Annotated in this window: 21 protein-coding genes; 11 read left to right on the top strand and 10 right to left on the bottom strand. The window is 73.4% G+C overall.

Annotated elements, in window-relative coordinates; all coding sequences use genetic code 11:
* Positions 1-7 precede the first annotated feature (7 nt).
* Genes rsgA through ABIB53_RS03060 form a run of 3 tightly spaced genes read right to left on the bottom strand, consistent with a single transcriptional unit; the run spans position 8 to position 2,885 of the window.
* Complete coding sequence (rsgA, locus tag ABIB53_RS03070) at positions 8-1,081, bottom strand: ribosome small subunit-dependent GTPase A (RefSeq protein WP_354587078.1); 1,074 nt, start codon at positions 1,079-1,081, stop codon at positions 8-10.
* The gene (gene aroA / locus ABIB53_RS03065; protein ID WP_354587077.1) at positions 1,081-2,376 is read right to left on the bottom strand and encodes a 3-phosphoshikimate 1-carboxyvinyltransferase; all 1,296 of its coding nucleotides are present in this window, start codon (positions 2,374-2,376) and stop codon (positions 1,081-1,083) included. The genes rsgA and aroA overlap by 1 nt, the downstream gene beginning before the upstream one ends.
* Positions 2,377-2,381: 5 nt before the next feature.
* Positions 2,382-2,885 (bottom strand): DoxX family membrane protein, encoded by a 504-nt coding sequence (locus tag ABIB53_RS03060; protein WP_068277524.1) that lies wholly within the window; start codon positions 2,883-2,885, stop codon positions 2,382-2,384.
* A 90-nt stretch (positions 2,886-2,975) separates the two neighbouring features.
* On the opposite strand from ABIB53_RS03060, the gene ABIB53_RS03055 reads away from it, so the two are divergent.
* Complete coding sequence (locus ABIB53_RS03055; RefSeq protein ID WP_354587076.1) at positions 2,976-3,818, top strand: SOS response-associated peptidase; 843 nt, start codon at positions 2,976-2,978, stop codon at positions 3,816-3,818.
* On the top strand, positions 3,815-4,453 hold the full coding sequence (locus tag ABIB53_RS03050) for an alpha/beta hydrolase family protein (RefSeq protein WP_354587074.1): 639 nt from the start codon (positions 3,815-3,817) through the stop codon (positions 4,451-4,453). Before ABIB53_RS03055 ends, ABIB53_RS03050 begins: the two co-directional genes overlap by 4 nt.
* Here the strand turns inward: ABIB53_RS03050 and ABIB53_RS03045 are convergent.
* Complete coding sequence (locus ABIB53_RS03045) at positions 4,434-5,723, bottom strand: PucR family transcriptional regulator (RefSeq protein ID WP_354587073.1); 1,290 nt, start codon at positions 5,721-5,723, stop codon at positions 4,434-4,436. The two genes, ABIB53_RS03050 and ABIB53_RS03045, sit on opposite strands and share 20 nt — an antisense overlap.
* 100 nt (positions 5,724-5,823) lie before the next feature.
* Between ABIB53_RS03045 and ABIB53_RS03040 the strand changes: the two genes are divergently transcribed.
* Both ABIB53_RS03040 and ABIB53_RS03035 read left to right on the top strand, forming a co-directional pair.
* Entirely contained in the window at positions 5,824-6,951 is a 1,128-nt protein-coding gene (locus ABIB53_RS03040) for a ferredoxin reductase (protein ID WP_123092115.1), read from the top strand.
* Positions 6,948-8,189 (top strand): fatty acid desaturase family protein, encoded by a 1,242-nt coding sequence (locus tag ABIB53_RS03035; RefSeq protein ID WP_354587072.1) that lies wholly within the window; start codon positions 6,948-6,950, stop codon positions 8,187-8,189. Before ABIB53_RS03040 ends, ABIB53_RS03035 begins: the two co-directional genes overlap by 4 nt.
* 202 nt (positions 8,190-8,391) lie before the next feature.
* On the opposite strand, the gene ABIB53_RS03030 is transcribed toward ABIB53_RS03035, so the two are convergent.
* On the bottom strand, positions 8,392-9,261 hold the full coding sequence (locus ABIB53_RS03030; protein ID WP_354587071.1) for a hypothetical protein: 870 nt from the start codon (positions 9,259-9,261) through the stop codon (positions 8,392-8,394).
* A gap of 299 nt (positions 9,262-9,560) precedes the next feature.
* On the opposite strand from ABIB53_RS03030, the gene ABIB53_RS03025 reads away from it, so the two are divergent.
* The 3 genes from ABIB53_RS03025 to galE are packed head-to-tail and all read left to right on the top strand — an operon-like array spanning position 9,561 to position 11,558.
* Positions 9,561-10,238 carry a sigma-70 family RNA polymerase sigma factor gene (locus tag ABIB53_RS03025; protein WP_123092357.1) on the top strand — a complete coding sequence of 226 codons (678 nt, stop codon included), beginning with the start codon at positions 9,561-9,563 and terminating at the stop codon, positions 10,236-10,238.
* A complete protein-coding gene (gene rsrA, locus ABIB53_RS03020; protein ID WP_123092112.1) occupies positions 10,235-10,534 on the top strand; it encodes a mycothiol system anti-sigma-R factor in 300 nt (99 codons plus the stop codon). Before ABIB53_RS03025 ends, rsrA begins: the two co-directional genes overlap by 4 nt.
* Positions 10,535-10,538: 4 nt before the next feature.
* Positions 10,539-11,558 carry a UDP-glucose 4-epimerase GalE gene (galE, locus tag ABIB53_RS03015; protein WP_354587070.1) on the top strand — a complete coding sequence of 340 codons (1,020 nt, stop codon included), beginning with the start codon at positions 10,539-10,541 and terminating at the stop codon, positions 11,556-11,558.
* A 91-nt stretch (positions 11,559-11,649) separates the two neighbouring features.
* On the opposite strand, the gene ABIB53_RS16240 is transcribed toward galE, so the two are convergent.
* Positions 11,650-11,724, bottom strand: coding sequence for a 50S ribosomal protein bL37 (locus ABIB53_RS16240; RefSeq protein WP_370670760.1), 75 nt, complete (start codon positions 11,722-11,724; stop codon positions 11,650-11,652).
* A 188-nt stretch (positions 11,725-11,912) separates the two neighbouring features.
* Between ABIB53_RS16240 and ABIB53_RS03010 the strand changes: the two genes are divergently transcribed.
* From ABIB53_RS03010 to ABIB53_RS03000, 3 genes are read left to right on the top strand one after another with little or no spacing between them, the layout of a single operon-like run.
* Complete coding sequence (locus ABIB53_RS03010; protein WP_264156495.1) at positions 11,913-12,047, top strand: hypothetical protein; 135 nt, start codon at positions 11,913-11,915, stop codon at positions 12,045-12,047.
* A gap of 19 nt (positions 12,048-12,066) precedes the next feature.
* Positions 12,067-13,452: an HD domain-containing phosphohydrolase gene (locus ABIB53_RS03005; RefSeq protein ID WP_354587069.1), complete on the top strand. Its 1,386-nt coding sequence runs from the start codon at positions 12,067-12,069 to the stop codon at positions 13,450-13,452.
* Positions 13,449-14,783: an HD-GYP domain-containing protein gene (locus tag ABIB53_RS03000; RefSeq protein WP_354587068.1), complete on the top strand. Its 1,335-nt coding sequence runs from the start codon at positions 13,449-13,451 to the stop codon at positions 14,781-14,783. The genes ABIB53_RS03005 and ABIB53_RS03000 overlap by 4 nt, the downstream gene beginning before the upstream one ends.
* A gap of 81 nt (positions 14,784-14,864) precedes the next feature.
* On the opposite strand, the gene sodN is transcribed toward ABIB53_RS03000, so the two are convergent.
* From sodN to ABIB53_RS02980, 4 genes are all read right to left on the bottom strand, one after another.
* Complete coding sequence (sodN, locus tag ABIB53_RS02995; RefSeq protein WP_068277561.1) at positions 14,865-15,266, bottom strand: superoxide dismutase, Ni; 402 nt, start codon at positions 15,264-15,266, stop codon at positions 14,865-14,867.
* Positions 15,267-15,306: 40 nt separating this feature from the next.
* Positions 15,307-15,678, bottom strand: coding sequence for a S24/S26 family peptidase (locus tag ABIB53_RS02990; protein ID WP_354587067.1), 372 nt, complete (start codon positions 15,676-15,678; stop codon positions 15,307-15,309).
* Between the two features lie 2 nt (positions 15,679-15,680).
* Positions 15,681-17,726 carry a hypothetical protein gene (locus tag ABIB53_RS02985; protein WP_354587066.1) on the bottom strand — a complete coding sequence of 682 codons (2,046 nt, stop codon included), beginning with the start codon at positions 17,724-17,726 and terminating at the stop codon, positions 15,681-15,683.
* A gap of 139 nt (positions 17,727-17,865) precedes the next feature.
* A complete protein-coding gene (locus ABIB53_RS02980) occupies positions 17,866-19,767 on the bottom strand; it encodes a hypothetical protein (RefSeq protein WP_354587065.1) in 1,902 nt (633 codons plus the stop codon).
* Positions 19,768-19,955: 188 nt separating this feature from the next.
* On the opposite strand from ABIB53_RS02980, the gene ABIB53_RS02975 reads away from it, so the two are divergent.
* Positions 19,956-21,116: an NAD(P)-dependent malic enzyme gene (locus ABIB53_RS02975; protein WP_123092104.1), complete on the top strand. Its 1,161-nt coding sequence runs from the start codon at positions 19,956-19,958 to the stop codon at positions 21,114-21,116.
* The last annotated feature ends 76 nt before the right edge of the window (positions 21,117-21,192 follow it).

Raw genomic sequence — 21,192 nt, 5'->3', positions numbered from 1 at the left:
GGACCCCTCAGTCCCCGGTCTGCGGCGTCCGCGCGCGCAGCAGGCGGCGGAAGGAGTCCAGCCGCTGCTCGCCGTTGGGGCCGGCGTGCCCCTGCTCCACCCACTCGTCGAGCCCGCAGTCGGGCTCGTCGTGCGTGCACCCGCGCGGGCAGCCCTCCTCGGCGCCCTGCGACAGCTCGGGGAAGTGCCCGATGATCCGGTCGGGCTCGACGTGCGCGAGACCGAAGGAGCGGATGCCCGGGGTGTCGATGATCCACCCGGACGACGGGGTGTCCTCGCCCTGGGCGTGCTCCACCCCGTCGAGGGGCGGCAGGCGGAGGCCGACGGCGGAGGTCGAGGTGTGGCGGCCGCGCCCGGTGACGTCGTTGACGTGACCGATGGCCCGACCGGCGTCGGGCACGAGCGCGTTGACGAGCGTGGACTTGCCGACGCCGGAGTGGCCGACGAGCACGCTCATCCGGCCGGCGAGCCGCTGCTGCAGGGCGGCGAGGCCCTCGCTGCCCGGCTCGAGCACTGCGGTCGTCACGTGCGGCACGTCGAGCGGGGCGTAGTGGGCGAGGAAGTCCTCGCCGCTCGCGAGGTCGGACTTGGTGAGGACGAGCAGCGGGTCCAGGCCCGCGTCGTACGCCGCCACGAGGCAGCGGTCGATGAGCCGCGGGCGCGGCTCGGGGTTGGCCAGGGCCGAGACGACGACGAGCTGGTCGGCGTTGGCGACGATCGCCCGCTCGAAGGGGTCGGTGTCGTCGGCGGTGCGTCGCAGCAGCGTGCGGCGCTCCTGGATGCGCACGATCCGGGCCAGCGACCCCTCGACGCCGGAGGTGTCGCCGACCATGCCCACCTCGTCGCCGACGACGACGGGGCTGCGCCCGAGCTCGCGCGCCCGCATGGCGATGACGACCCGTTCGGGCCCGGCCGCGTCCGCCGGCACGAGGGTCGTCCACCGGCCGCGGTCGACGGCCGTGACCATGCCGACGACGGCGTCGTCGTGGGCGGGTCGCTCCTTCGTGCGCGGGCGGGTGCCGCGGCGGCTGGGCCGGACGCGGACGTCGCGCTCGTCGTAGACGCGTCCCCGGCCCGGCATCAGCGCTGCCCGAGCATGTCCGACCACATGCCGGTGAAGCTCGGCAGGGTCTTGGCCACGGTGCCGGGGTCGAGGACGACCGTGCCGGGCGCGCGCAGCGCGAGGACCGCACCGGCCATGACCATGCGGTGGTCGGCGTAGGTGCGCATCGAGTGCGCCCGCAGCGGTGCCGGCCGGATGACGAGCCCGTCCTCGAGCTCCTCCACCCCGACCCCGAAGCCCTCGAGCTCGGTGCGCAGGGCGGCGAGCCGGTCGGTCTCGTGGCCGCGGATGTGGGCGACCCCGCGGATGCGGCACGGGCCGTCGGCGAGCGCCCCGAGGGCGGCGACGACGGGGGTGAGCTCGGCGGTGTCGTGCAGGTCGACGTCGAAGGCTCCGACCTGGCCGTGACCGGTGACCCGCAGGTCCTGGCCCTCGCGCACGACCTCGGCGCCCATGCCCGCGAGCAGCTCGCGGATCCGGTCGCCGGCCTGCGTCGTGTGCTGAGGCCAGTGCGGCACCCGCACCGTGCCGCCGCAGACGAGGGCCGCGGCGACGAAGGGGGCGGCGTTGGACAGGTCGGGCTCGACCGTGACGTCGAGCGGCAGCAGCTCGCCGGGCTCGACGTGCCACGTGCTCGGCTCGGAGTCGTCGACGACCGCGCCGGCGTCGCGCAGCGCCTCGACGGTCATCTCGACGTGGGGGAGCGAGGGCAGCGGGCCGCCCTCGTGCACGACGGTGATCCCCTCCTCGAAGCGGGACCCCGCGAGGAGCAGCGCCGAGACGTACTGCGAGGAGGCCGAGGCGTCCATGACGACCCGGCCGCCGCGCACCGACCCGGTGCCGTGGACGACGAAGGGCAGAGCGCCCCGGCCGTCGTCCTCGACACGGACGCCGAGGTCGCGCAGCGCGTCGAGGACGGCCGCCATCGGGCGCACCCGCGCGTGCTCGTCGCCGTCGAAGGCCACGGGCCCGTCGCACAGCGCCGCGACCGGCGGGACGAAGCGCATGACGGTGCCGGCGAGGCCGCAGTCGACCTCACCGCCGCCGCGCAGCGCCGACGGGGTGATGATCCAGTCCGGGGCGAGGGCGCCGCGGGCGGCGGTCGCGTCCTCGACCCCGGTCCCGAGCGAGCGCAGCGCCTGGGCCATGAGCTCGGTGTCGCGCGAGCGCAGCGGCGCGCGCAGCCGGGAGGTGCCGCTGGCCAGCGCGGCGAGGACGAGGTACCTGTTCGTCAGGGACTTGCTGCCGGGCAGGGCGACCCTGGCGTCGAGGGGACCGGCGCTCGCCGGTGCCGACCAGTCGGGATGATCCATGCGGGTCAGCTCAGGGCGCTCTTGGCGTTCGCGGCGGCGAGCCGGGCCTCGAGCTTGGCGGTGTGGGCGGAGCGGCCGAGGCTGTCGCCGGCCATCTTCGCGCGGTAGCCGAGACCGGGCTTGCCCTCGGTGTCGACCGCGGCGAGGAGCAGGCCGCCGGCCAGACCGAGGTTCTTGAAGAACTGGATCTGCTGCATCTGCTTGGCCTGCGGGTCGCTCTGCGCCCAGAAGTCGTGGGTGGCCGTCGTCGGGACGAGCGAGACGAGCAGGGCCAGGCTGGACAGGCGCGGGAGGCGGCCGATCGCGAGGAGGGCGCCGGCACCGACCATCACGGCGCCGTTGGCGCGGATGAGGGTCTCCATGTCGTCGGTCGGCACGCCGATCTTCTTCAGGAAGGGCTTGACGTTCTCGGTCATGGGCTCGTGGCCCTGCGCGTGGCGGAGGGCGCCGATGCCGCCGGAGATGAAGATGGCGCTGAGCATCGGACGGGCGAGTCGTCGGACGAGCATGGTCACTCCTGGGTCGCTGGACAGGTACGCGCCTACCGTATGACGTCTTGCGGGACCGGTGATCCTCGCGGGGTGCCTAGGCTGACCCGCATGTGCGGGCGTTACGCGGCATCGGCCGAGATGGAGGAGATCGTCGCTGCGCTGCAGGTCGAGCTCGACCGCACCGCGGAGCCGAGCCGCTCCGTGCTGAAGAACCCGCAGCAGCCGCCACCGGGCACCCCGGACTGGAACGTCGCGCCGACGAAGCAGGCCCGCGTCGTGCTCACCCGGGCGGTGCGCGAGGAGGACGGAACGAAGGGGGAGCCCGCCCGCCAGCTGCGCCTCATGACCTGGGGTCTCGTGCCGAGCTGGTCGAAGGACCCGTCCGTCGGAATCCGGATGATCAACGCCCGGGCCGAGACCGCGCTGGAGAAGTCGGCCTACGCGAGGGCGGCGACGAGCCGGCGGTGCCTCGTGCCCGCCGACGGCTGGTACGAGTGGCAGCGCTCGCCGGTCGCCCTCGACGCGAAGGGCAAGCCGCGCAAGCAGCCCTTCTACATCCACCGCGGCGACGACGCCCCGCTCGCGCTCGCCGGGCTCTACGAGTTCTGGCGCGACCCGGGTGTCGCCGACCCCGACGACCCGGCCGCCTGGCTGACCACCTTCGCCGTGGTGACGACCGCAGCCGACCCCGGGATGGACCGCATCCATGACCGCCAGCCGCTCGTCCTCGACCCGGACGTGTGGGACGACTGGCTCGACCCGCACCTCACCGACCCCGGTCACGTGCAGGAGATGCTCGACATCAGCGTGCCCGGGCGCCTCGCGGCCCACCCCGTCTCGACCGCGGTCAACGGCAGCGCGGGCAACGGCCCCGGACTCGTCGAGCCGATCCCGACCTCGCAGCTCGTCGGCGTCGTCGACCCCGAGACCGGCGAGGTGATCGGCGGATGAGGCAGCGCACCGTCGAGACGCCCGAGGGCCCGGCGCGGGTGCATCTCGGCCCGCGCGGTGATGCGGGGTCGGTCGTGCTCACCCACGGGGCGGGCGGCGGGATCGACGCCCCCGACCTCCAGGCGATCGCGCAGGCACTGCCCTCTCTCGGGTGGACCGTCGCCCTCGTCGAGATGCCCTGGCGGGTCGCCGGCCGGCGGGTCGCCTCGCCGCCGTCGCGGCTCGACGCGGCCTGGGTCCCCCTCCTCGGCTCGCTCACCCGGGGCCGCTGGGCGCTGCCCCGCCCGCTCGTCGTCGGCGGCCGCAGCGCGGGTGCCCGGGTCGCGTGCCGCACGTGCGTCGCGGTCGACGCCGACGCCGTCCTCGCGCTGTCCTTCCCCCTCGTGCCGCCCGGCAAGGACCTCGGTCACAGCCGGGTCGGCGAGCTCCTCGCCCCGGTCGAGTCCGGTCTGCCGCTCGCCGTCGTGCAGGGGCGCGCCGACCCCTTCGGCGGGCCGCAGGACGTCCGCGAGGCGCTCGGGGAGCGGGCGCGCTCCGCCGTCGTCAGCGAGGTGGCGGGCACCCACAGCCTCACCGCCCCGGTGCGCGACGTCGTGCCGGCGGTGACCGCCTTCGTCAGCTCGGTCGTGCGCTGAGGGCGAGGACGAGCTCGAGCACGGCGTCGGGGTCCTGCAGCCGGTCGCCGAGCAGCTCGCGCACCTGACCCATGCGGTAGCGCACCGTCTGCGGGTGCACGTGGAGCGCCTCGGCGACGAGCTCGCGCCGGCCCTGGAGCAGCAGCCAGGCCCGCAGGGTCTCGGCGAGCCGCTCGGCGCTGCCCTCGGTGAGATCGGCGAAGGGGGCGAGCGCCGACTCGCGCAGGTCGGCGAGGGTCTCGGGGTCGGCGGCGAGGACGATCTGGGCGAGGTGCGCGTCGCTGTCGAGGACGGTGCCGCTCTCGCGGGGGAGCACCGCGGCCCGCACCGCTCGGGCGTAGGAGCGGTCGGCCTCGGTCCACGGCACGGCGGGGCCGACGACGGCGTCGCGCCCGGAGAGCACGTCGAGCAGGGTGCTGCGGGCCCGACCGCCGGCGTCGGGCACGAGGAGGGCGGCGACGCGGTCCGGGGCGGGCAGCCCCCGCACCGGCGGCAGGTCCTCGCCGAGCGTGAGGGTGCGCGGGTCGAGCATGGCCGCGGTGTTGAGCGCGCGCTCGCCGGCGACGAGCACGACGGTCAGGGTGCGCGCCGGGGTCCAGCGCGCGAGCTGCGCGGCCTCGACGAGCCGGGTCTCCGGGGCGCCGACGAGCAGGCTGCGCACGAGCCGGTCGAGGTTGACGATGCGCGCGCGCTCGGCGGTGTGCGTCTCGGCGTTGTGCCCGGCGACGCTCGCCGCCGACAGCTCGTCGATGTAGGTGAAGACGACCTCGGCGAAGCGCCCGAGCGTCGCCGCCTCGGCGCCCTGGGCGACGGCCATGCGCGAGACCTCGCGCCATGAGACCCGGGCGCCGACGCGGTAGGCCGACAGCAGGGCGTCGACCGGTCGGCCGGCGCGGGCCTCGGCACGGCCGAGCTGCTCGGCGGCCTGCACCCCGACCCCGATCGAGGTCTGCTCGCCCGCGCGCGCGCCCGACGCCGCCGACGCCGCGTCGAGGAAGGAGTCGAGCGAGGTGCGCACCGCCTGCTCGATGACCCGGCCCATCCGGCCCTGGAAGGGCGCGCTGTAGGACGGGACCTCTTCGATGATCGCGGCGATGACCGACTCGGCGACCTCCGGCAGATGGGAGCGAAGGGAGCGAGCGGTCTGCTCGTCGAGGGCGAGCTCGGCCGCCTGGGCAGCGGTCCGGGTGGCCGCGGGGGGCGGGGAGGAGGGCGTCGCGCGGGGTCGCTCGCCACTGCCCTGAGAGCGGGTCTTGGGGGTGTCCGGCACCACATCCACCTCGATCTTGTTCGCTGCGCACAACATCTGGAGGTGAAGACTACGCCGGGTGGACAGTCCCGCATGGGGTTTGGGCCGACATCATGGATGTATGACCACTGATGCCCGACCCGACCGCGTGGCCGGCTCCCCCTTCGCCCGGTTGCGCACCTCCGCGACCCGCGTCGCCGAGGTCCTCGCCGCCCCGCTGCTGCCGACGGACTACCTCGACATGGTCGCGCCGCTGCGCGCCGGCGCCGAGCTGCGCGCCCGCGTCGTCGCCATCACCCCTGAGACCGCGGACGCCGCGACGATCACCCTGCGCCCCGGTCGCGACTGGGCCGGCCACCGTGCCGGTCAGTACATCCGCCTCGGCATCGACATCGACGGGGTGCGTCGCTGGCGCGCCTACTCGATCACCTCGCCGGCCGACCGCACCGACGGGCTCATCACCATCACCGTCAAGGCGATGGCCGACGGTCTCGTCAGCCGCCACCTCGTGCACGACGCCCGCCCCGGCACCCTCGTCATGCTCGACCAGGCCAGCGGCGACTTCGTCCTGCCCGAGGTGCTCCCGGAGCGCCTCCTCTTCGTCACCGGCGGCTCCGGCATCACCCCCGTCATGGGCATGCTGCGCAGCCACGACCTGTCGGGCACCGACGTCGTGCTGCTGCACAGCGCGCCGACGCCGGCCGACGTCATCTTCGCCGCCGAGCTGGCCGCCGAGCGCCCCGGCGTGCGGGTCGTCGTCCGGCACACCGACGACGAGGGCATGCTCTCGCCGCAGATGCTCGACGACGTCGTGCCCGACTGGCGCGAGCGGCAGGCCTGGGCCTGCGGCCCGACGCCGATGCTCGACGCCTTCGAGGAGCACTTCGCCGGCCACGGCCTCACCGAGGCCATGCACGTCGAGCGATTCCGCCCCGTCCTCGCCGTGACCGGCGACGGCGGCTCTGTGACGATGCTCGACACCGCCCGGCCCACGGCCAGCCCGACCTTCGAGGTCGACGGCGCCACGACCATCCTCGACGCCGCCGAGGACGCCGGCGTCCTCATGCCCAGCGGGTGCCGGATGGGCATCTGCATGGGCTGCGTCCTGCCCCTGACCGACGGCGCCGTGCGCGACCTGCGCACCGGCATCGTCACCGAGACCACGACCGACGACCCGCCCGTGAAGGTGCAGACCTGCATCTCGGCCGCCGCGGGCGCCTGCACGATCCAGCAGAAGGAGCGAGCATGACTGCCACCCTGGAGCGCACCTCCACCCGCACCGACGCCCGTATCACCGGCGGCCGGTCGGAGGAGATCCACACCGTCGTCAACGCGACGCCGAGCCCCATCTCGCACCTGAGCCCCGAGCAGATCGAGGAGCTCGGCCGCGAGCTCGACGAGATCCGCCGCGAGGCGATGGACTCGCTCGGCGAGCGCGAGGCCGCCTACATCCGCAAGGTCATCGCGACCCAGCGCTACCTCGAGATCGGCAGCCGCGGCGTCCTGCTCTTCTCCGGCAACCCGATCGCCTGGGTGGTCGGCACCGCCGGCCTGTCCGTCGCCAAGATCCTCGACAACATGGAGATCGGGCACAACATCATGCACGGCCAGTGGGACTGGATGCGTGACCCGAAGATCCACTCGAGCGTGTGGGAGTGGGACAACGTCTCGCCCTCGGAGCACTGGAAGCACAGCCACAACGAGGTCCACCACACGTACACGAACGTCGTCGGCAAGGACAACGACCTCGGCTACGGGATCATGCGCGTCGACGACGCCCAGAAGTGGTACCCGATCTACCTCGCGCAGCCGCTGCTCAACGCCGTCAACGCGACCTTCTTCGAGTACGGCATCGCTGCCTACGACCTCGAGCTCGGCAAGAACTGGAAGGGCCGCAAGTCCAACCCGGAGTTTCAGCGGGACGCGAAGGTCGTCGTCAACAAGATCAAGAAGCTCGCCGCGCGTGACTACGTGCTGTGGCCGCTGCTGTCCGGCCCGAACTTCCTGCCGACCCTCGCCGCCAACGTCGTCTCCAACGTCGTGCGCAACTACTGGACGCACAGCGTCATCATGTGCGGCCACTTCCCGTCCGGCGTCGAGACCTTCACGAAGACCTCGATCGACGGCGAGACCCGCGGCGAGTGGTACCTGCGTCAGATGCTCGGCTCGGCCAACATCAGCGGCGGCCGCGCGATGCACGTCATGACCGGCTACCTCAGCCACCAGGTCGAGCACCACCTCTTCCCGGACATGCCGAGCATCAAGCTCGCCGAGGTCCAGCCGAAGGTGCGCGCCCTCTTCGAGAAGTACGACCTCACCTACGTCGAGGGCAGCCTGCCCCGCCAGGTCGCCTCCGCGTGGTCGGAGATCTTCCGCCTCTCGCGCCCGAACGCGACGAGCTCGGCGCAGACCCTGAAGATCCTCGCCACCCAGGGGATGAAGGGCCTGAAGAAGCGCGCCCGCGCCACCCGGCACATCTACGCCTGACCCGACCCGCCCCCTTCGGGCTCGGTCCCCCCAGCCCGCCACCTCCGGGCTCGGGTCCCCCCAGCCCCGCCGAGGTATGGCAATCGGCCCTGATCCTGCGTGGATCAGGGCCGATTGCCATACCTCGGCGAGGGGCGACGGGGGAGCGCGGGGGGCGAAGGGAGAGCGCGGTCGGCCCTGGGGGGAAGCGGCGCGACCGGCCTCAGAGCAGGTGCGCCGCGAGCCGGGTGACGAGCTGGGCACGGCGAGCCGGGTCGACGAGGTGGATGTAGGTCATCTCGACGTACGTCCACCCGTGGTCCTCCAGGCGCGCGCGGCGATCTCGCTCGTACTGCCACGCGGTGCGATCCGTGCGGTGCTGGTCGCCGTCGTACTCCCCGACGACCTTCTGGGCGCGCCAGGTGAAGTCGGGGGTGGCGAGCCAGACGCCGACGTCGTCGACGATCTCGACGTTGAGCTCCGGCTCCGGCAGCCCCGCGTCGTGGAAGACCAGACGGGCCCGTGACTCGGTGGGTGACGCGGACCTCGCGCGGAGCAGGGGCAGCAGCTCGCGCATGGTCCGCACGCCGCGGCAGCCGCGAAGGTCGCTGACGAGCTCGCGCAGGTGCTCGTCACCGTGCTCGCGCACCAGGACGTCGCCGGCGGCGACGAGGGCTGCCCTGGACCAGCTGGCGGCCAGGTCGCACCACGTGTCGACGACCGTCGTCACCGGCAGGCCCTCGATCTCGGCGATGTCGCGCGTGCCGATGCCCTTGTGCGAGACGACTCCCCGCCGCACGACGGGGGGTCGGTGGATCGGTCGGATGACGTGGACCGGAGGGTCGGGCGTCGCGGCGCGAGCCGGGAGGGGCAGGCCCCAGAGCTCGGCCGCGGTGTCATGGGAGAAGGCGACGTCAGGTGGCAGGACCGAGCGCAGGAGCCGCAGCCGCTCGGGCAGCGTGAGCTCGACCCCGCGTCGCACCCGGATCCCGGAGGACGGGATGTCGAAACCGGAGCGGAAGGCGCCCGTGTGCTCCTGCGCCCGCGCGTGCTCGAGGGTGAAGGCGTCGCCGAGGGCGACCGGGAGGTCCATGGCTCGGTTCTCCCCCTTCGCCCGCCCCCGCGCGAGACGGGTCCGCCCGCCTGTGGACCGAGGACCCGGGCGCACCGCCCCTGTGGATCGCCGAGGTATGGAGATCTGCTCCCATCTGGTGGTCCAGGTGAGCCGATTGCCATACCTCGGCGAAGGGGGAGCGGGGTGCGCGCGGGCGGGGGAATGCCGGGTGGGGGAGGGATGTTGAGATGAGCGACCCTGTCCCGACTGCGAGAGGCCACCACGTGCTCGTGCTGCCCGCCGTCGACCGCACCAGCGCCCCGCTAGGCTGGAGCGCGATGACCAAGCCGATCACCCCACCGCTCAGCGACGAGGAGCAGGCTGCCGCCGATGCCGGCGTCGACGTCTCGTCCGAGTCGCCCGAGGAGCGTCGAGCCCGCTTCGAGCGCGAGGCCATGCCCCTGCTCGACCAGCTCTACTCCGCGGCCATGCGCACGACGCGCAACCCGACCGACGCCGAGGACCTCGTCCAGGAGACGTACGCGAAGGCCTACGCGGCCTTCCACCAGTACCGCCCGGGCACCAACCTCAAGGCGTGGATGTACCGCATCCTCACCAACACCTACATCAACACGTACCGCAAGAAGCAGCGCGAGCCCAAGCAGTCGAGCAGCCCCGAGGTCGAGGACTACCAGCTGCACCAGGCCGAGTCGCACACGAGCCGTGGGCTGCGCAGCGCGGAGGTCGAGGCGCTCGACCACATGCCCGACACAGAGGTGACGCGGGCGCTGCAGGACCTGCCGGACGACTTCCGCATGGCGGTCTACCTCGCCGACGTCGAGGGCTTCGCCTACAAGGAGATCGCCGAGATCATGGGCACGCCCATCGGCACCGTGATGTCGCGCCTGCACCGCGGGCGCCGTCTGCTGCGCGAGAAGCTCGCCGACTACGCGCGCGACCGAGGGATCGGTGGCGCGGCCCAGGAGACCACCGGACGCGAAGGGGGGACGTCATGAGCGAGCACGCCGAGGACCATGTCGACTGCTCCGAGACGATGTACCGGATCATGGAGTACCTCGACGGCGAGATGACCGAAGCCGACCACGAGCGGATCGCCGAGCACCTGCGCGGGTGCCAGCCCTGCCTCGACGAGCACGACCTCGAGCGCATGGTCAAGGCGCTCGTCAAGCGCTCGTGCGGTCGCGAGCAGGCGCCGGCCGCTCTGCGGACGACGATCATGCAGTCCTTCAGCACCTACTCCGTCGACGGCGGGGTCGTGCAGGAGTACACCGAGATCCGCTACGACGGCTGAGCGGATGCGCGTCCTCGTCACCGGCGGCGCCGGCTACATCGGCTCGCACACCGTCCTGTCTCTCCTCGCGGCCGGGCACGAGCCCGTCGTCGTCGACAGCTTCGTCAACTCCAAGCCCACGGTCGTCGCCCGGCTCGAGGAGCTCTCGGGCGCGGCGATCACCGTGTACGGCTTCGACCTGCGCGACGAGGACAAGACCGCCCAGCTCTTCGCCGACGAGCACTTCGACGCGGTGATCCACTTCGCCGGGCTCAAGGCCGTGGGGGAGTCCACCGAGCAGCCGCTCGAGTACTACGGCAACAACATCGGCTCGACCTTCTCGCTCGTGCGGGCGATGGAGCGGCACGACGTGCGCCGCCTCGTCTTCTCGTCATCGGCGACGGTCTACGGCGAGGGCGCCCCGGTGCCGATGACCGAGGAGCTGCCGACCTCGGCGACCAACCCGTACGGGTGGACGAAGGTCATGCAGGAGCAGATCCTCACCGACGTCGCCGCCGCCTCCCCTGGCTTCCAGGTCGCGCTGCTGCGCTACTTCAACCCCGTCGGCGCGCACGCGTCGGGCCGGATCGGCGAGGACCCGCAGGGCATCCCGAACAACCTCATGCCCTTCATCTCCCAGGTCGCCGTCGGCCGCCGCGAGCGGCTCGCCGTCTTCGGCGACGACTACCCGACCGCCGACGGCACCGCCGAGCGCGACTACATCCACGTCGTCGACCTCGCAGAGGGCCACGTCGCGGCGCTCGACCACCTCGCCGAGCACCCCGAGATCGGTGCGCGCGCCTGGAACCTCGGCACCGGCCAGGGCACCTCGGTGCTGCAGATGGTCGACGCCTTCGAACGGGCCAGCGGTGCGCAGGTGCCCTACGACATCGCGCCCCGCCGCGCGGGCGACCTCGCGGTCGTCTACGCCGCCACCGAGCGCGCCGAGCACGAGCTCGGCTGGCGGGCCACCCGCACCATCGAGGACATGTGCGCCGACACGTGGCGCTGGCAGTCGGCCAACCCCGAGGGCTTCCCCGGCTGAGCCGGCTCGAGCAGGGCTCGGGCATGACGAAGGGGGCGCCCCACCAGGTGGTGGGGCGCCCCCTTCGTCGTCCCCTGCGGGGACGGGCCGGTCAGGCGTTGGGCTTGCGACCGTGGTTCGCGGCCTTGCCCTTGCGGGACCGACGCTTGCGCGCGCGCTTGCTCATGGGGGACCTCCTCCGTCGTGCCGGACGGGACGCATCCGGTTTGGTGATTTCTTCAACTATCCCATACGGATTCATGACCCGCTGTGGCAAGATTACCGTGCGGACACGAGACCAGCGCACGCCACTGAGGCGCGGCTACGGTCCGCCCCCGGTCCCCTCCCGGGTTATCTCGAAAGTGTGGTGTGATCATGAAGCGCACTGTTGTCGCCTTCGCCCTGGCCGTCGCGGCCCTCATCGGTGGTGTCGCTGCCGCCTCGGCCGCTTCAGCGGACGACGCGTCCTCTGCTGCTCCGAAGATCGTCCGCGGTTTCGACTGGATCTGACGTCACGTCCCGCGCGTAGATGACCTCATCTGTCGAGCGCGGGACCAACCTGTACCTCGCGCTGCTGGCTGCTGCCAGCAGCGCGAGCGTCGTTCTGGCAGCCGTCACCTGGGGGCTACCGGACCGTCTGGGAGCGGCCGTTCCGCTGCTGCTCCTCGCTTTCGTCGCCCGTGCCATCCCTAATTTGCCGATCAGGCACGTGTCGATCCAGCTGCACTCGGTCGTGCTGCTCGCCTCGGTGCAGCTCGTCGGTCCTGCGGGGGCGATGCTGATCCATGGGATCTCGACGGCATGGGTCTACCGCCGCAGCGTCAGCCGGTTTGCCTTCAACGCGTCATGGCCTATCCTCGGCGTCTTCGTCGGGTCCGGTCTGGCGACGACCGTCCTGCCCGGGACCTTGTCGTCGGGCTCGTCACCGGCCTCTATCGCACTGGGGGCAGCGCTCCTCGCACTCGGTCTGGGCCTGACCAACCTGCTGAGCCTTGCAGGCATCCTGCGGATCACCGAGGGCACCCCGGTGAGCACGATCATCGCCGGGCTCTCGCCGCAGATCACGCCGGCCTACCTCGGGTACGGCATCACGGCGTACCTCCTCGTCCTGCTCTGGGACCCCGTCGGTCTCGGCTGGTTCGCCGTGGTGCTGCTGCTGCCCACGCTCGTCCTCGCGCAATGGGGCCTGATGCAGTACACGCGTGAGCACCAGGTCTACGAGACGATGCTCCAGGGTCTCGTCGAGGCGCTCGACATCCGCGCCCCGGGCGCACGCGCCGACGCCGAGCTGTGCGCCCGCGTCGCGACGGCCGTCGCCGAGGAGCTCGCGCTGTCGTATCGCGAGGTCGAGGCGGTGCGCTCCTCGGGTGCCCTGCATGACATCGGTCTGCTCTCGCTCGACCGCGCACGTCTGCTCGAGGAGCAGGTCGCGGCGCGCGACCTCGACACCCTCGTGCGTCACCCCGACGTCGCCGCCGAGATGCTCCACGGCGTGCGCCCGCTGCGCTCGGCCGTTCCTGCCGTCCTCGCCCACCACGAGCTGTGGGACGGCGGCGGCTACCCCTACGGCAGGTCCGGCGGCGACATCCCCCTCGAGGCGCGCATCGTCACCGTCGCCGACACCTGGGTCAGCCTCGTCCAGCCGCACGTCGGCGACGGGCTGAGCACGGCAGAAGCGCTGCGCCGGTGCGCCGAGAAGTCCGGCCGCAGCCTCGACCCCTACTGCGTCGAGGCCCTGACCACGATCGCCGAGCGCCACCCCTCCGTCCTCCAGCCGACGCGCGAGGGCGGGTCCCGCCCGGCTCCCGTCGACGACGACGAGCTGCACCTCATCACCCGGTCGTGGTCCGTCGTCGAGCAGGCCGATCCCGAGATGACCCGGTGGGTCGCCGCGAGCGCGAGGAAGCGCCGATGAGCGCGCCGAGCACCCACCCGTCGATCGGCCCGAGCCGACCCGGCGGTCGCGAGCGACGGCTGCGCCCGCCCCGCGCCCTCATGGTCGTCGGCCCCCGCATCGTCCTGGCCACCGCCGCCCTCGTCCTCGGCGTCGCCCTGCTCCTCGACCCGCCCGGGCTGTCCTTCCCGACGTGGTTCGTCCTCATCACCGGCGCGAGCATCGTCCTCGGCGAGGTCATGCCGAGCCTCATGGTCTCGCGGCACGCCGCCCCGATCTCGACGGCCGCGGCCGTCGCCCTGGCCATGACCCCGGCGGTGACCGCCGGTGACGGCTTCGCCTCTGCCGCCCGGGTCATCGCGATCCTCGGCGTCTTCTTCCTCGCCAGCCAGGTCATCGCGTGGCTCCTCGGCCGCCCGGTGCAGCTCGGCCCGGCGGCCGCACGCTTCCTCGGCGCGGCGGCCACGACGGTCGCCTGCCGGGGGATCTCCACGCAGGACCGCGGCACGCTGCTCCAGTGGGCCTGGGGCGGTGACCTGTCGAGCCCGGCCACGGCGACCCTGCTGCTGCTGTGCGCGCTCCTCGGCTGGCTCGTCGAGCGCACCGCCCAGGTGCTCGTCCAGGTGGGCTCGCGCGAGGTCGGCGCCCCTGGCGCCCAGCGCGCGCTCCTCCTCGACTCGGTGACCTCGGGCGCGGTGGCCGCCTCGGGGCCGCTCATCGCCGTGAGCTACCCGGTGCTCGGGCTGGTCGCCCTGCCGCTGTACGTCCTGCCGGTCACGCTCGTGCTGCTCTCGCAGCGGCGCTACCTCGCGGTGCAGCGCGCCCAGGGCGAGGCGCTCGTCGTGCTCTCGCGCATCCCGGCGATCGCCGCGGGCGGCCGCCCCGGGCACCCGCAGCGGGTCGCCGACCTCTCCGTCGAGGTCGGCCGCCGCCTCGGTCTCACCGAGCGCAGCCTGCACTCGGTCGAGCGCGCGGCGCTGCTCCACGACATCGGCCAGGTGGGTCTGGAGGTGCCGCTCGAGCACGGCATGACGATCGACGCGTCGCCGCAGTCGCTCGAGACCGTCATCGAGTCCTCGCGCCGGATCGCCCGGACCGCGCTCGACACCCCCGGTCTCGAGGAGGTCCTCGCCGCCGTCCACGAGCCCTACCGCCAGCAGCTCGAGATCGGCCGCGAGCTGCCGGTCGAGGCCCGCATCATCAAGGTCGTCAACGCCTACGACGACCTCACCGAGGGTGCCCACGGGCAGCGCGTCGTCCACCTCGCCCTCGAGCGGCTCCACCTCGGGCTGGGCTACGAGTACGACCCGGAGGTCGTCGAGGCGCTCGACGAGGTCGTCTCGCAGGGCTGAGCGCGCGCTGGACGACCCCGAGCACGACGAAGGGGGACCCGCGCGAGGTCGCGCGGGTCCCCCTTCGTCAGCGGGCCGAGATCAGGCCTGCTTGGTCTCCTTGAAGATCTTGTCGATCTCGTCGATCTTCGCGAGGAGCTCGTCGGCCTTGGCCTCGTCGAACTCGCCCTTGGTGCCCGAGGCACCGGCGAGCTTCGTGGCCTCGTTGACGAGGGTGTGCAGCTGCGGGTACTTCTCGAAGTGCGGCGGCTTGAAGTAGTCGGTCCAGAGCACCCACAGGTGCTCCTTGACGAGCTGCGAGCGCTGCTCCTTGATGACGACCGCGCGGGTGCGGAAGTCGGGGTCGTCGCTGTCGGCGACCTTCTTGATGATGGCCTTGACCGACTCGGCCTCGATGCGGGCCTGGGCGGGGTCGTAGACACCGCAGGGCAGGTCGCAGTGGGCGCTCACGGTGGGGATGTGCAGGAGGTCACGCAGACGCATGTCTGTCCTCTCGTCATGGTGGGCAGGTCCACGTCCAAACCTAGTCGCGCGCGGGCGCCGGACCTACTCGGCGGACCCGCAGATCCCACCTCCTGCAACGGACTTGCAGGATCACCCGTGCGTGGACGGCCTCCGGCGGCAGCGACCCGACCGTCGGGTCGAAGGAGCTCACCCCGGCGCGCGGGTCGTCGCTCTCGACCCACCAGCGCCCGGGGTCGTCGGGGTCGGTGCCGGTGACGCGCTTGACGGCGGTCGGGCGCGGCCGGCCCCACGGGTCGGGCGGCAGGTCGCACAGCACGACGTCACCGGGTCGCACGCTCGCCCCGCGCCGCGCGAGCAGGAGGTCGCCGGCGCGCAGCGTCGGCTCCATCGAGGCGCCGGTGACGCGGACGAGCGCGAAGGGGAGGGCCACGGTCAGCGGGTCACGGCGGCCGTGGAGTAGGTCGAGGTCGAGCCGGTGCTGTACCCCGAGCGTCGGGCGGTGACGACGACCTTGAGCCGGCGGCCGGCGTCGGAGGACGTGACCCGGTAGGTCTTGCCCGTCGCGCCCGAGATCGCCCGGCCGTCGCGGTACCAGCGGTAGGCGTAGCTCGTCGGTGACGGGGTCCACCGCCCGACCCGGGCCTCGAGGGTGCGCCCGACGCGCGGGTTGCCCGCGACGCTCGGCCGGGTCGTCGCGTAGATCGGGATGCCGACCGCGGCCGAGGTGCGGCTCGTCGCGAGCAGGCCCGGCCCGGAGACGACGACCCGCACCGAGAGGTAGCGGCCCGCGTCGGCGGTCGTCGGGCGGTAGGTGCGCCCGGTCGCGCCGCTGATCGGGGAGCCGCCGCGGTACCAGCGGTAGGTGTACGACGCGGGGACGGGGAGCCAGCCCCCTTCGCGCGCCGTGAGCGCCCGGCCGACGCCCCGGGTGCCGGCGACCCACGGGGCCGAGACGCGGGAGAAGGACGTCGCGCTCGAGGACGCCGTGATGTCGACGACCGCGGCGGTGCTCGAGGTCGAGACGGTCGTGACCCGGATGCGCCCGTCGTAGCTGCGCAGCGTGCGGCCGGCGGTGAGGCGCAGCTCGTCGTCCATGTCGCCCGTGGGCGTCGGGTCGAGCAGGACCGTCGTGCCGCTCGGGCCCATGCGCAGCACGCGGACGCCGGTGCGCTGGCCGAGGGCGTTGTAGCGGTCGCGGCCGGCGGGGGTGCGGTACTCGACCCAGTAGCGGGCACCGGAGTAGGAGCTGACGACGGTGGCGCCGCGGACCCCGGTGCGCCCGGCCAGCGGGCGCAGCGTGACCCGCGTGGTCCGACCGCTCGGCACCGAGGTGACGGCAGAGCGCTCGAGCAGCCCCAGCTGCCACGCGCGGGGGGTGGAGAGCATGCCCGAAGGACCTTCGCCGTCGAGGCTCATGATGTCCTGGCCGTCGGCGTACTCCCACTCGCTGCACCGGCTCGGCCACCGGCCGCGGCTGACCGCCGCGTCCTGCGCCCTCGTCTCGCAGGTGAGCACGTCGGCGTGGTCGAGCGACATGTTGTGCCCGATCTCGTGGGCGAGGAGGTCGACGGCCGTGCCCATGCCGTAGACGTAGCCGGGGCTGTTCGGGTCGTCGCCGATGGTGCCGAGACCGTAGCCGCATCCGAGCGAGGAGGGCAGACGCTCGGGCAGCACGAGCACGAGCGTCGTGTCCGCGCTGCCTGGCCATCCGAGCCGGGCGGCGGCGTCGTTCCACATCTTCCACGGCTCGTCGCACCCGTAGGAGGAGCGGAAGGACGGGGCGACCCGCGCCAGCGAGACCTTGAGGGTGCTGCGCGAGTTGGCCCGCCAGAAGGCGTCGGTGCCGCTCACCATGCTGCTGATCTCGGCGCGCGTCGCGGGGTCGGCGGTGCCGCCGCGCGGGACGACGTTGACGACCGTGACCCGGCGGGTCGCCGGGGTGTAGGCCGCGGCCGCCGCGGCCCGGGTCGAGACGACCTCCTCGACCGCGAGCGGGTCGGTGCCCGGGGCGATCGCCTGGTCTGTCGTCGCCCGACCGATGTCGGAGCCCGCGGTCGCGGGGGAGTCGTCGCTCGCGGCGTCGACGTCGGCGCTGCCGAGGTCATGGGTGACGGTCCGACCGGCGACCGTCGGCACCCGCAGCCGGTCGCCCTGCTCGGCGGCGTCGACGACGGGGTCGGGCACGCGCACGTCGAGGGTGACCCGGCTGCCGGAGGGCACGTCGGCGACGGCACCGGCGTCGACCGGCACGAGCCGGCCGGAGACCCGCACGGCGGCGTGAGCGGCGCCGGGCGTGACGGTGGACCCGTGGGCCGGCTCCACCGCGGTGGTCAGGAGCGTGCCGGTGAGCCGGACGAGCGGCGTGGTGCTGCTCGAGGACGACACCGCGGTCGACGGGCTCTGGGTGGCGGCGGCCGGGGCGGCCACGGCGAGGGCCGCGCACGCGGCCAGCGCGCCGACGACAGGTCGGTGGGTCATGGGGTCCTCAGCTGTGCGGTGCGTGACGTCGGGCCGCCGCCCTGAGGCCCGGGTCCGGCCCCGGGTGCAGCGTAGTGGCGGCCGGTGTCAGCCCCTCACGACGAGGAGGCGACGCCCCCTTCGCCCCCGCCCGACCCCCTCAGCGCGTCACCGCCGCCGTGTACGCCGTGTACGCCGACCCGCTGCTGTACCCGGTGCGTCGCGCGGTGACCCGCGCGCGGATCTTCGCCCCGACGTCGGAGGAGCGCACGACGTAGGTCTTCGCCGTGGCCCCGGAGATCGCCGTGCTGCCCCGGTACCACTGGTAGCCGTAGGTCGACGGCGTCGGCGTCCACGACCCGACGTACGCGGTGAGCGTGCGACCCACCCGGGCGGTGCCCCCGATGCGCGGCGCGGTCGTCGCGTAGATCGGGATGCCGACCCGCGAGCTCGTCGCCGTCGCGTCGCGGTACCCGAGGCGCCGGACGGTGACCCGCACGCTGAGGTACCGGCCGGCGTCGGCCGTGCGCGGGGTGTACGTGCTGTAGTAGGCCCCCGAGATCGCGACGCCGTCGCGCAGCCACCGGTAGCTCGTGCTGCTCGGCGTCGGGCTCCACGTGCCGCGGTTCGCGGTGAGCGTGCGCCCGACCCCGCGGGTGCCGCTGACCGACGGGCCGGCGCTCATCGTGAAGTCGCGCAACGTCACCGAGCTGACCACCTCGACGGTCGCGGACGTCGTGCCCGCCGAGACCGTGCGGAAGCGCAGGCCCCCGTCGTAGGTCGTCAGCGTCTCGCCGACGTCGAGCACCGGGTCGGCGTCGTCCCACGTGCCCGTCGGAGAGGGGTCGAGCAGGACGGTCTGGTTCGTGCTGTCGTAGTTCCACCGCAGCACCCGCACGCCGGTGCGGTGGCCCCAGGCGTTCTCGGCGTCGAGCCCGCTCGCCCGCCGGTACTCGACGTAGTACGTCACCCCGGTCGCGGGGTTGGTCACCCGTGCGGAGCGCAGCCCGGTCCGTCCCGCGACGGGCAGCAGGGTGACGCTCGACGTGCCGGTGCCGGGCAGCACGGTCGCCGCGCTCGCCTCGAGCATCCCCGTGCGCAGGGCCTGGGGCGTCGAGAGCATGGGCGAGGGCGAGCCGATGAGGTCGACGCTCATGATGTCCTGCCCGTCGCCGTAGGCGGCGAGCTCGCACGACGTGCCGAAGTCGTCCCACCCGAGCTGGCGGGCGTCGGCCGTCGGGCAGGCCAGCCGGTCCGCGTGCATGAGCGACATGTTGTGGCCGGCCTCGTGGCTGAGGACGTCGGGGCTGTCGCCCGAGTAGTACATGTAGCCCCCGCTGTTCGGCGAGCCGCCGATCGTGCCGAGCCCGTACGAGCACCCGGCGCTGCCGGGCAGCACGAGGACGAGCGAGGAGTTGTCGGCGTCGACGTACCCGGTGCGCCGGGCGGCCTCGTCCCACAGGGCGAAGGGGTCGGAGCAGTCGACCGACGCGGTGTACGACGGGCGCAGCGCGCCCGACATCGCCAGGCGCAGCTCGCCGCGGGACTGCTGCTGCCAGAAGGTGCTCGACGCGCTCACCTGCGTGGTGAGGGCGGGAGTGCCGATCGGGTCCGGGGTGGCTCCCCGCGGGGTGACGTTGACCATCGTCAGCGCGCGGGTCGCGGGCGTGTACGCCTGCGCGACCGGGGGAGTCGAGCTGACGACCCGCTGCACGGCGAGCGCGGGCGCGCCCTGCCGCGACGCGGCGTCGATGCTCGCGGCGACCCGGTCGCCCGACGGGCCGGCCGTCGGCGGGACACCGACGTCGACGGTGACCTGCGAGCCGGCCGGGGTGCGCTCGATGCCGGCACCGCTCGTCGCGACGAGCCGGCTGCCCACGCGCAGCCCCGTGCGGGCGGGCTGACCAGGCTCGGCCGGGGTGCGCAGGACGACGCCCGTCATCCGCACGGTGCCCGCGGCAGCAGAGGCGCCCGGCGGTGAGCCGCTGGCAGGAGCGGCGGCGCCGGCGGCCAGGACGACGGCGGAGAGGAGCGGGACGAGGATGCGGAGCGGAGCAGCCATGTCGACCTCGGGTGGCGCGAAGGGTGAGCCGGTGGTGCGACTCAGGGGAGCAGGGTAGGCCCGCCGACGGCTCCCCGGCATGACCCGGACGGACGGTTCGCAGCGCACCGTCCAGGGCGGCAGATGAGGCCGACACCACGCCCGGACGGCCTGCCCACCCCTTCGCCCCCTGTGCGAGGATCGCTCGCGTGAGCCAGCCCGAGCAGACCACCTCCTACGACCTCACGGCGCCCGCCTTCGCCGCGCACGAGGGCGGCAAGGTCGAGGTACGGGCGACGAAGCCGCTGCGCGGCTTCGAGGACCTGTCGCTGCTGTACACCCCCGGTGTCGCCGACGTGTGCCTCGCGATCGCGCAGGACCCCTCGCTCTCCCGCCGCTTCACCGCCCGCAACAACACCGTCGCCGTCATCTCCGACGGCACCGCGGTGCTCGGCCTGGGCGACATCGGCCCCCTCGGCGCGATGCCGGTCATGGAGGGCAAGGCGGTGCTCTTCAAGCACTTCGCCGGGGTCGACGCCGTGCCGATCACCATCGAGTCGGGCTCGGTCGACGAGCTCGTCGACGCCATCGCCCGGATGGCCCCGTCCTTCGGCGGGATCAACCTCGAGGACATCTCGGCGCCGCGCTGCTTCGACATCGAGCGCCGGCTGCGCGAGCGCCTCGACATCCCCGTCTTCCACGACGACCAGCACGGCACGGCGATCGTCGCGCTCGCCGGTCTCATCAACGCCTGCCGCGTCGTCGGCCGCGATCTGTCCTCGCTGCGCGTCGTCATTGGCGGCGCGGGGGCGGCGGGGGTCGCCGTGAGCGACCTCTTCCAGCTCGCCGGTGTCGAGGACGTGATCGTCGCCGACTCGCGCGGCATCATCGAGCCCGGTCGCACCGACCTCGTCGCCCACAAGCAGCGCCTCGCGGAGCAGACCAACCCGCGCGGCCTCACCGGCTCGCTCGGCGACGCCCTCGTCGGCGCCGACGTCTACGTCGGGGTCTCCGGCGGCACGGTGCCCGAGGAGCAGGTGGCCTCGATGGCGGAGGGTCCGATCATCTTCGCGCTGGCCAACCCCACGCCCGAGGTGCACCCCGACGTCGCCCACCGCTACGCGTCGGTCGTCGCCACCGGTCGCAGCGACTACCCGAACCAGATCAACAACGTCCTCGCCTTCCCCGGCATCTTCCGCGGGGCGCTCGACGCGGGCGGAGTGCAGATCACCGAGGAGATGAAGCTCGCGGCGGCCCAGGCCATCGCCGACCTCGTCCCCGAGCCGCGCGCCGACCTCATCATCCCGCCGGTCTTCCAGGACGGCGTCGCCGAGGCGGTCGCCGCCGCCGTCGCCGCCCACGCGGGCTGACCGAGGACGGGACGTCGAAGGGGGCGGTGCCGGGCGACCCGGCACCGCCCCCTTCGTCTGTCCTGCGCCGAGCCCC

Origin of the sequence: Janibacter sp. UYMM211 (genome assembly GCF_040547045.1) — a bacterium.
GTDB classification, from domain to species: Bacteria; Actinomycetota; Actinomycetes; order Actinomycetales; family Dermatophilaceae; genus Marihabitans; species Marihabitans melonis.
Note: the sequence above shows the minus strand (reverse complement) of the source record. Positions and strands in the feature narration are given on the sequence as shown.

What these genes read in the sequence shown, in the direction of transcription:
- ABIB53_RS03005 (WP_354587069.1), top strand. Translation starts at nt 12,067, where the DNA reads ATGACCTCATCTGTCGAGCGCGGGACCAACCTGTACCTCGCGCTGCTG.
- ABIB53_RS03000 (WP_354587068.1), top strand. Translation starts at nt 13,449, where the DNA reads ATGAGCGCGCCGAGCACCCACCCGTCGATCGGCCCGAGCCGACCCGGC.
- rsgA (WP_354587078.1), bottom strand. Translation starts at nt 1,081, where the DNA reads ATGCCGGGCCGGGGACGCGTCTACGACGAGCGCGACGTCCGCGTCCGG.
- ABIB53_RS03060 (WP_068277524.1), bottom strand. Translation starts at nt 2,885, where the DNA reads ATGCTCGTCCGACGACTCGCCCGTCCGATGCTCAGCGCCATCTTCATC.
- ABIB53_RS03030 (WP_354587071.1), bottom strand. Translation starts at nt 9,261, where the DNA reads ATGGACCTCCCGGTCGCCCTCGGCGACGCCTTCACCCTCGAGCACGCG.
- rsrA (WP_123092112.1), top strand. Translation starts at nt 10,235, where the DNA reads ATGAGCGAGCACGCCGAGGACCATGTCGACTGCTCCGAGACGATGTAC.
- ABIB53_RS02980 (WP_354587065.1), bottom strand. Translation starts at nt 19,767, where the DNA reads ATGGCTGCTCCGCTCCGCATCCTCGTCCCGCTCCTCTCCGCCGTCGTC.
- aroA (WP_354587077.1), bottom strand. Translation starts at nt 2,376, where the DNA reads ATGGATCATCCCGACTGGTCGGCACCGGCGAGCGCCGGTCCCCTCGAC.
- ABIB53_RS03055 (WP_354587076.1), top strand. Translation starts at nt 2,976, where the DNA reads ATGTGCGGGCGTTACGCGGCATCGGCCGAGATGGAGGAGATCGTCGCT.
- ABIB53_RS02985 (WP_354587066.1), bottom strand. Translation starts at nt 17,726, where the DNA reads ATGACCCACCGACCTGTCGTCGGCGCGCTGGCCGCGTGCGCGGCCCTC.
- galE (WP_354587070.1), top strand. Translation starts at nt 10,539, where the DNA reads ATGCGCGTCCTCGTCACCGGCGGCGCCGGCTACATCGGCTCGCACACC.
- ABIB53_RS03010 (WP_264156495.1), top strand. Translation starts at nt 11,913, where the DNA reads ATGAAGCGCACTGTTGTCGCCTTCGCCCTGGCCGTCGCGGCCCTCATC.
- ABIB53_RS03025 (WP_123092357.1), top strand. Translation starts at nt 9,561, where the DNA reads ATGACCAAGCCGATCACCCCACCGCTCAGCGACGAGGAGCAGGCTGCC.
- ABIB53_RS03050 (WP_354587074.1), top strand. Translation starts at nt 3,815, where the DNA reads ATGAGGCAGCGCACCGTCGAGACGCCCGAGGGCCCGGCGCGGGTGCAT.
- sodN (WP_068277561.1), bottom strand. Translation starts at nt 15,266, where the DNA reads ATGCGTCTGCGTGACCTCCTGCACATCCCCACCGTGAGCGCCCACTGC.
- ABIB53_RS03040 (WP_123092115.1), top strand. Translation starts at nt 5,824, where the DNA reads ATGACCACTGATGCCCGACCCGACCGCGTGGCCGGCTCCCCCTTCGCC.
- ABIB53_RS03035 (WP_354587072.1), top strand. Translation starts at nt 6,948, where the DNA reads ATGACTGCCACCCTGGAGCGCACCTCCACCCGCACCGACGCCCGTATC.